Source organism: Streptomyces sp. DH12 (genome assembly GCF_020873895.1).
In the GTDB taxonomy this organism is placed as follows: Bacteria; Actinomycetota; Actinomycetes; order Streptomycetales; family Streptomycetaceae; genus Streptomyces.
This window is the reverse complement of record NZ_JAHWGT010000273.1, coordinates 1-723: the sequence shown is the minus strand read 5'-3', so window position 1 is coordinate 723 and position 723 is coordinate 1. Positions and strand designations below refer to the sequence as shown.

The window sequence follows — 723 nt, the reverse complement described above, 5'->3', positions numbered from 1 at the left end:
CGGTGAAGAGGATCGACAGGTTGACGGTGAAGCGCTGGTCTGCGAATCCCATCGGGCCGCGCTCCCTTCTCCTTGTTTTCCGCAGGATTTCCGTATAGCGGAATTAAATTTCTGCCTGTTGGAAGACTGCCCGCACCGGTGAAGGGCTGTCAAGAGGTCGGTAGGTTGGCTCCGTGCGATTGCGAGTGGAGTTCACGACCGAGCCCTTCGACCTCGACAAGGCGCCTGAGCACGCCGTCGTGGCGCGCGAGGTCATCGAGACGGCCGGCCTGGACGAGGTGGACGTCGGGCCCTTCGGCAACACCGCCGAGGGCGGCGCCGACGCGGTGCTGGCCGCCGTGGACACCCTGCTGCGCCGCACCCTGACCGCCGGAGCCACCCGCGTCTCCCTCCAGATCAACGTGGTCGGGGAGGACGACCGGTGAGCGCGACCGGCCAGGGCGCCTTCATCGCGGCCGTGAAGCCGCTGGTCGACGCGATGGGCGGGGAGATGATCCCGCCGGACGAGGCCGGCCCCGACGACGTGGTGCTCTCCTGGGAGGGTGCCGCCGCCGTCGCCGTACGGCTGCCGCAGCTCGCGGACTCCCTCGACCACATCCTGGCCGCGCTGGAGCGGCGCAGGGGCATGCCGCTCGCGGAGCTGGACCGCAAGGCGAAGCAGGAGATCGTGCGCAGTCTGGAGGCGCGCGGGGCGTTCGCCGTACGGCACGGCGTGGAGACCGT

2 protein-coding genes are annotated in these 723 nt (G+C 69.7%); both read left to right on the top strand.

What is annotated here, in order from left to right:
- The first annotated feature begins 173 nt into the window (after nt 1-173).
- Complete coding sequence (locus tag LPA54_RS33995) at nt 174-425, top strand: thiamine-binding protein (RefSeq protein WP_228916130.1); 252 nt, start codon at nt 174-176, stop codon at nt 423-425.
- Between the two features lie 53 nt (nt 426-478).
- Nucleotides 479-723, top strand: a 245-nt coding sequence (locus tag LPA54_RS33990; RefSeq protein ID WP_228984539.1) for a helix-turn-helix domain-containing protein, incomplete at its 3' end; no start/stop codon positions are given.